At 63.2% G+C, this 6,928-nt stretch carries 7 protein-coding genes; 4 read left to right on the forward strand and 3 right to left on the reverse strand.

Annotation, left to right across the window (positions count from 1 at the left end; translation table 11 throughout):
- Positions 1-107 precede the first annotated feature (107 nt).
- Entirely contained in the window at positions 108-929 is an 822-nt protein-coding gene (locus CAG44_RS17930; protein ID WP_085692657.1) for a carbon-nitrogen hydrolase family protein, read from the forward strand.
- Positions 930-1,028: 99 nt separating this feature from the next.
- Positions 1,029-2,351, forward strand: a complete 1,323-nt coding sequence (locus CAG44_RS17935) for an APC family permease (protein WP_085589854.1) — start codon at positions 1,029-1,031, stop codon at positions 2,349-2,351.
- Positions 2,352-2,359: 8 nt separating this feature from the next.
- On the opposite strand, the gene CAG44_RS17940 is transcribed toward CAG44_RS17935, so the two are convergent.
- Complete coding sequence (locus CAG44_RS17940; RefSeq protein WP_085692658.1) at positions 2,360-3,304, reverse strand: GlxA family transcriptional regulator; 945 nt, start codon at positions 3,302-3,304, stop codon at positions 2,360-2,362.
- A gap of 109 nt (positions 3,305-3,413) precedes the next feature.
- Here CAG44_RS17940 and CAG44_RS17945 point away from each other — a divergent pair, with 109 nt between their 5' ends.
- Complete coding sequence (locus CAG44_RS17945; RefSeq protein WP_085692659.1) at positions 3,414-4,211, forward strand: SDR family oxidoreductase; 798 nt, start codon at positions 3,414-3,416, stop codon at positions 4,209-4,211.
- 66 nt (positions 4,212-4,277) lie between these two features.
- On the opposite strand, the gene CAG44_RS17950 is transcribed toward CAG44_RS17945, so the two are convergent.
- Positions 4,278-5,168, reverse strand: a complete 891-nt coding sequence (locus tag CAG44_RS17950) for a LysR family transcriptional regulator (protein ID WP_085692660.1) — start codon at positions 5,166-5,168, stop codon at positions 4,278-4,280.
- 120 nt (positions 5,169-5,288) lie between these two features.
- On the opposite strand from CAG44_RS17950, the gene CAG44_RS17955 reads away from it, so the two are divergent.
- Positions 5,289-6,389: an NADH:flavin oxidoreductase gene (locus CAG44_RS17955; protein ID WP_085692661.1), complete on the forward strand. Its 1,101-nt coding sequence runs from the start codon at positions 5,289-5,291 to the stop codon at positions 6,387-6,389.
- A gap of 436 nt (positions 6,390-6,825) precedes the next feature.
- Here CAG44_RS17955 and CAG44_RS29175 read toward each other — a convergent pair.
- The coding region (locus CAG44_RS29175) for a hypothetical protein (RefSeq protein ID WP_232109555.1) at positions 6,826-6,928 on the reverse strand (103 nt) is incomplete at its 5' end.

A 6,928-nucleotide genomic window follows, 5' to 3' on the forward strand; every position in this document is an offset into this window, starting at 1 on the left:
CCCCATAATCCGGGCTAGCTTACGCTGAGCGAACCTGTACCGGGATCGTTTTTTACACCCCATGCCGCCAGGGCATGGCGGTCGAAGCCGTTAGTCGAGGATTGGAAATGAAGGTAGAGCTTGTCCAACTGGCCGGTCGCGATGGCGATACCGCGTACAACCTGCAGCGCACCATCGAGGCGATCGGCAACTGCGGCGCCGATACCGATCTGCTGGTCTTCCCGGAAACCCAGCTGATGGGCTTCCCAACCGAAGAAAACATCGGCCGCATCGCCGAGCCACTGGACGGCCCGAGCATCACGGCAGTCCAACAGGCCGCACAAGCGCAAAACGTTGCCGTGGTCGTCGGGCTGGCCGAAGCCGCAGACGACGGCCGTTTCTACAACACCACCGTGCTGGTCACGCCTGAAGGCGTAGCGCTCACCTACCGCAAGACCCACCTTTGGGCATCGGACTGCGGGGTTTTCACCCCAGGCGACCGTTTTGCGACAGCCCTGTTCCAAGGCATCCGTGTCGGCCTGCTGATCTGCTTTGACATCGAGTTCCCCGAAACCGCCCGTGCCCTGGGGCAGCTGGGCGCAGAACTGATCATTGTCACCAACGGCAACATGGACCCGTACGGGCCCACCCACAGAACCGCCATCACCGCACGCGCCATGGAAAACCAGGCCTTCGCGGTCATGGTCAACCGCGTGGGCGACGGTGATGGCGGCCTGGTTTTCGCTGGCGGCAGTGCAGTCGTCGACCCGTACGGCCAGTTGCTGTGCGAAGCCGGCCGTGGCGAGTGCCGCATGACCGTCGAGCTGACCACGGAGCAACTGCAGCAGTCACGGCGCGACTACACCTACATCGCCCAGCGCCGCATCCAGCTGCCGGGTGAACAGGTCGAGCACGCCAACGGCCTTCGCGAACTGATCATCCCCTCCTGAATATTCCACCCTTCCAGGCTCTCTTACTGGAATGCAAGGCCGCCAGGGACGGCAGCGTGTTCGACTCTGAATAACAATCACAAGCTGGAGCAAGCAGTAATGGCCACACTCAAGCGAACGCTTTCGCTGGGCTCGGTGGTGCTTTTCGGCATCGCCTACATGACCCCCATCATCGTCCTGGGCACATTCGGTATCCTGGCCGAGACCACGGGAGGGAGGGTACCCGCAGCCTACCTCGCTGCCGCCATCGCCATGCTCTTTACCGCCTTGAGCTACGGCCACATGGCGCGCGCCTTTCCGGTCGCCGGGTCCGCCTATACCTACGTGCGCAAATCGATCAGCCCGCAGCTGGGCTTCATCACCGGGTGGGCGGTGTTGCTCGACTACCTGTTCCTGCCCATGGCGATCTGGCTCATTGGCGCGGCCTATCTGCACTCGGCGTTCCCGGGCGTGCCGCAAGCCATTTGGGTGCTGGCATTCATCGGCATCACCACGACGATCAATGTGATCGGCCTGCGGCTGGCCAAGACCGTCAATGGCCTGTTGATGTTCATCCAGCTGCTGGTGCTGGCCGCGTTCGTTGCACTCGCGGTGCATTATGTCTGGGGCGACCCCACGGTGCCGCTGTGGACCCTCGAGCCGTTCTACAAGGAAGGCACCCAGTTGCCGCTGATCATGAGCGGTGCGGCGATTGCCTGCTATTCATTCCTGGGCTTCGACGCGGTCAGCACCCTGACTGAAGAAACCAAGGAACCACGCAAGAACATCCCGAAAGCCATCCTGCTGATCACCCTGATCGGCGGCGGGTTGTTCATCGCCTGCAGCTACTTCGTTCAGCTCGCTCACCCGTCCACCGACTTTGCCAACGCCGACGCGGCGGCTTATGAAATTGCCCAGAACATCGGTGGCGACATCTTCGTCAGCATTTTCCTGCTGGGGCTGATCGTCGGCCAGTTCACTTCGGGCCTGTCGGCGCAAGCCAGCGCCTCCCGGCTGCTGTATGCAATGGGGCGTGACGGCGTGCTGCCCAGGTCATTCTTCGGCAAGCTGAGCGAGCGCTTCAGCACGCCGGTGCCCAGCATCATCCTGTGCGGGGTGGTCGCCCTGCTCGCCTTGCGCATGGACGTGACGACCTCTACCTCGTTCATCAACTTCGGTGCCTTTCTCGCCTTCAGCCTGGTCAACCTGGCGGTGATCTTCCACTACTGGGTTGCCATGCAGCAGCGCGGTGCCAACGCGCTGCTGATGTACCTCGCATTCCCCCTGGTGGGCTTTGCCTCCACCTTGTGGCTGATGGCGAGTCTCGATCACCTGGCGATCTACCTGGGGGCAGGCTGGCTCTGCCTCGGGGTGCTCTACCTGACCGTGATTACCCGTGGTTTCAAGCGCAAGCCACCGGAGATGCATTTCGAGGAAGCCTGAGCGGCCCTCTAGACCACTCGCCTGGCATCCCTGCGCACCGCCTGCGGCGGCACCCCAAACCCGCGGATGAACACCTCGCGCAGGTGCCGGCGGTCTCTGAAGCCGGTCTCCCTGGCCACCACGTCCAGGCTGTGCCGGCTTTGCTCGATCATCAGGCGGGCAGCCTCCAGGCGCAGGTTCTCCACGGCCTTGGCCGGGGACTGCCCGGTTTCGGCAGTGAACACCCGGGTGAACTGCCTGGGGCTCAGGTGCACCACACCGGCCAGCTCTTCGACACTGAGCGGGCGGCTCAGGTGCTGGCGGGCGTATTCCAGGGCGCTCTGGACGCGGTCCGACTTCGGCGCCAGGGCGAGCAGTTCGGAATGTTGCGACTGCCCGCCCGAGCGCCGCTGATGCATCACCAGCTTGTGCGCCACCGACCTGGCCAGCTCTGCCCCCAGGTCTTTCTCCACCATGGCCAGCGCCATGTCCAGCGCTGCGGTCATTCCCGCCGATGTCCAGACCGGCCCATCGATGATGAAGATCCGGTCATCGTCGACCTCGACCTTGGGGTGCAGGGTGCGCAGTGCCTTGGCATAGGCCCAGTGGGTGGTGGCCCGGCGATTGTCCAGCACGCCGGCCTGCGCCAGCACGAAGGTGCCAGTACACAACCCGGCGGTCCTGCGCGCACTGGCAACAAAGCCTTGCACACACGCCAGCACCTCATCGGCGGGGGGCGTCTCGGGGGTCAAGGTACCGCTGACCATCCAGGTGTCAGCCAGGCCTGGTGCAGCCATCGGCAGGGTTTCGATGGGCATGCCCAGCGATGAGCGGACCATGCCGCCATCTACCGAGAAGTTCTGCACCCGGTAAAACGCCTCCCCGGCGACGAGGTTGGCGACCTCGAACACCGTCTGCGTGGCCAGGCCCATGATTTGAAAACCTTCGGTGATCAGATAGCCGATGCGATGCATGACCGGGCTCCGTCTGGTAGTGTCCTGAAACACTACCATATACGTCATTTGAGCCAGTGAAAATCTACCGCATCATGGCCCCAGTCCCCCAACCACTGGAGCTTGAATCATGACTCACTCGCACAAAGGCACCGCCCTCATTACCGGCGCCTCCTCGGGTATCGGCGCGGTATACGCCGAGCGCCTGGCCCGCCTCGGCTATGACCTCGTGCTGGTCGCACGCAACCGTGACCGCCTCAATGCGCTGGCCAGCCGCATCAGCCAGGAAACCCGGCAAAGTGTCGAAGTCTTCCCGGCAGACCTGGCAAGCCCCGATGAACTCGCCCGGGTCGAGCGCAAGTTGCGTGAAGACGCGAGCATCACCCTGCTGGTGAACAATGCCGGTATCGGCACCCATACCCCCCTGCTGGAAAGCGATGTCGAACGCATGGCCGAGATGATCAGCCTCAACGTCACCGCCCTCACCCGCCTTACCTATGCCGTGACGCCAGGCTTCGTTGCCCGCCAGCAAGGTGCAGTGATCAATATCTCGTCGGTCGTCAGCCTGGTCCCGGAGCTGCTCAATGGCGTTTATGGCGCCAGCAAGGCGTACGTCACCGCCTTCACCCAGTCGCTGTACAAGGAACTTTCGCCACACGGCATCCAGGTCCAGGCCGTGCTGCCGGGCGCCACGGCCACCAACTTCTGGGCGATTGGCGGCTTGCCGGTGGAGAACCTCGACCCAGGTATCGTGATGTCGGTTGACGACCTGGTCGAAGGCGCCCTGCAGGACTTCGAAAACAAGGTACTGATCTCCATCCCTGCCCTGCATGACCTGCAGCGCTACACAACCTACGAGAGCAACCGTCAGGCCCTGTTCGGTGAGCTTTCCAGTAACCGGCTGGCACCGCGCTACAGCGCCAGCTGAAACTGGTTGCCTGGTCGAAGGCCCGCGCGAGGGATACATTTGTGCTCCTCTTCGCGGGCGGGCGGTTCAAGCTGGCCGGCCGTGACGCGCCAGCGCCCCTTCCAGCGCCTCGAGAAACACTTTCACCCGTGCCGGTACGTAGCGACGGGTCGGCATCACCGCCCAGACGGCCAACTGCTCCATCTGTGCGTCCTGCAGCGTGATCTCCACCAGCAGGCCGTCACGGATGTGCTGGAACACGTCCCAATGAGCCAGCATGGCGATGCCTAATCCTTGAACAGCGGCCGACCTGACAGCCTCCACGCTGCTGGTACTCACCCGCGCCTGCATGCGTCGATGCTGCGGGCCCCCGTCGACCACGAACGGCCAGCGTGGCACAGCCTGCAGCATGATGCAGGCATGTTGCTCCAGGTCCGCCAGCGTGCGCGGCTGGCCGTGCTGCTGCAGGTAAGCGGGCGCTGCGCACAGCACCCTCGGGTTGGGGGCAATCTTGCGCGCCACCAGTTCCGAGTCGGCCAGGGGCGCTACGCGCAAGGCCAGGTCAAGGCCCTGCCCGACCAGGTCCACCAGTTTGTCCGACACATCCAGGTCGATGCGCAGGTCCGGGTACCGAGCGAGCAGTTGCGGCAGCAGCCCAACCACGATGCCCTGGCCGAAAACACTGGGCGCTGTAATACGCAACAGCCCTTTGACGGTGCTTGATGACGGCCGCAACTCGCCAAGCGCGCTGTCCTCGGCTTCCGTCATGGTCCTGGCATACGGCAGCAGCGCTTCACCCTCAGCCGTCAGGGCCACGGCACGGGTGGTTCGATGGAACAGGCGCACGCCAAGTTCTTCCTCCAGCGCCGCAAGCCTGCGTGATACCTGCATGGGCGACACATCGAGCTGGCGGCCTGCCGCTGACAGGGTGCCGGCGGCGACGACAGCGAGGAAAACCCGCAGGTCGGCAACGAGCATGATCAAATCCTTTGGCGTTATACCGGCTTCTCTGCGGCCTACCTTGGTCAGGCGTACATCCAACAGTAGCCTCAGTACATAGGCGCCATAGTGTGCGCGCCCTGATCCTAGAGAAATCCGATGACAGCTTTCAAAACACGCACTTTAACGCAAATAGATATTGCTGGGCTGGCATTGCCCAATCGCCTGGCGGTAGCGCCCATGACCCGCGTCAGCGCGAGCGAAACCGGTGATGCCACGGCAGCCATGGCCCACTACTACGAACGTTTCGCAAAGGGCGGCTTTGGCCTGGTCATCACTGAAGGCCTGTATACCGACCAGCAGTACTCGCAGGGCTACCGGTACCAGCCCGGCATGACGGATGAGCAGCAGGCAAGTACCTGGCGACCAGTCGTCGAACGGATACACGCCCACCAGGGCGCGGTGTTTGCGCAACTGATGCATGCGGGCGCGTTGAGCCAAGGCAACCGTTTCAAGCGCGAAACCACGGCGCCTTCGGCGGTTCGGCCCAAAGGCGAGCAGATGCCGTTCTACCATGGGGATGGGCGCTATGCAGAGCCCAGAGCCATGACCGATGAAGACATTGCCGATGCCATCACCGGTTTCGCCAATGCCGCAAAACGGGCCATGCAGGTCGCCGGTTTCGATGGTATCGAGATTCACGGTGCCAACGGTTACCTGCTCGACCAGTTCCTTACCGACTACAGCAACCAACGGAGCGATCGCTGGGGTGGCAGCACCGAGCGGCGCGTGCAACTGACGCTCGAGGTGGTCAAGGCCGTTCGCGCCAAGGTGGGTGATGTGCCGCTTGGCGTGCGTATTTCCCAAGGCAAGGTCAACGACTTCGGGCACAAGTGGGCGGGTGGCGAGCGGGACGCGGAAGCCATCTTTGGCTCGCTGCGTGATGTGGGCGTCGACTTCATCCATGTCACCGAGCACGAAGCCTGGCAACCGGCATTTTCCAGCAGTGCTGCCAGCCTGGTACAGCTGGCACGGCGTTATGCGCCTGGGGCCCTGCTGATTGCCAACGGTGGCTTGCAGGATGTGCAGCGTGCCGACAGTGTTCTGGATAAGGGTGCCGATATGGTTGCACTCGGCAAGGCAGCGTTGGCAAATCCGGACTACCCGCGGCGCCTGGCGAGCCAACAGGCGCTTGCGCCGTTCGACCCAGCCATTCTCGGCCCGATTGCCAATATCAAGGACACCGAACTCGCCCTTTGAGCGATGCTGTGGATGGCACCGGCTCAAAGATTCAGGTCGCTATCCCTGTATGGGCGGCCTTGTGTGGCGATGGGCTGCATGGCAGCCCCGGCGATTGTTGCGTTGACGCTGAAATCCGGGGGGCCGCTTTGCGGCCCATCGCGACACAAGGCCGCTCCTACACAGGATCGGCGCCAGCTTTGGGTGGTGCCGATCCTGTCAGGCCTTACACCGCCAAGGACACTGAACTCGCCCTTTGAACGATGCTGTGGATGGATTCTGAGGCAGGTCGCTGTCCCTGTAGGAGCGGCCTTGTGTCGCGATGGGCTGCATGGCAGCCCCGGCGATTGTTGCGTTGACGCTGAAATCCGGGGCCGCTTCGCGGCCCATCGCGACACAAGGCCGCTCCTACACAGGTTCGGCGCCAGCCTTGAGGTGGCGCCGTACCTGTCCGGCCTTATACCGCCAGCGCGCGCTCACGCAGCTCGCTGTTGAGGATGCGGTCGTTCTCGCTGTAATCGACCGGGCAGTCGATCACGTGCACGCCCGGGGTCTTGATG

The organism is Pseudomonas sp. B13(2017) (genome assembly GCF_002113245.1).
In the GTDB taxonomy this organism is placed as follows: domain Bacteria; phylum Pseudomonadota; class Gammaproteobacteria; order Pseudomonadales; family Pseudomonadaceae; genus Aquipseudomonas; species Aquipseudomonas putida_Z.

Bases quoted from the DNA above. Each gene is read 5' to 3' on its own strand.
- CAG44_RS17935 (WP_085589854.1), top strand. From the start codon at position 1,029: ATGGCCACACTCAAGCGAACGCTTTCGCTGGGCTCGGTGGTGCTTTTC.
- CAG44_RS17955 (WP_085692661.1), top strand. From the start codon at position 5,289: ATGACAGCTTTCAAAACACGCACTTTAACGCAAATAGATATTGCTGGG.
- CAG44_RS17945 (WP_085692659.1), top strand. From the start codon at position 3,414: ATGACTCACTCGCACAAAGGCACCGCCCTCATTACCGGCGCCTCCTCG.
- CAG44_RS17950 (WP_085692660.1), bottom strand. From the start codon at position 5,168: ATGCTCGTTGCCGACCTGCGGGTTTTCCTCGCTGTCGTCGCCGCCGGC.
- CAG44_RS17940 (WP_085692658.1), bottom strand. From the start codon at position 3,304: ATGCATCGCATCGGCTATCTGATCACCGAAGGTTTTCAAATCATGGGC.
- CAG44_RS17930 (WP_085692657.1), top strand. From the start codon at position 108: ATGAAGGTAGAGCTTGTCCAACTGGCCGGTCGCGATGGCGATACCGCG.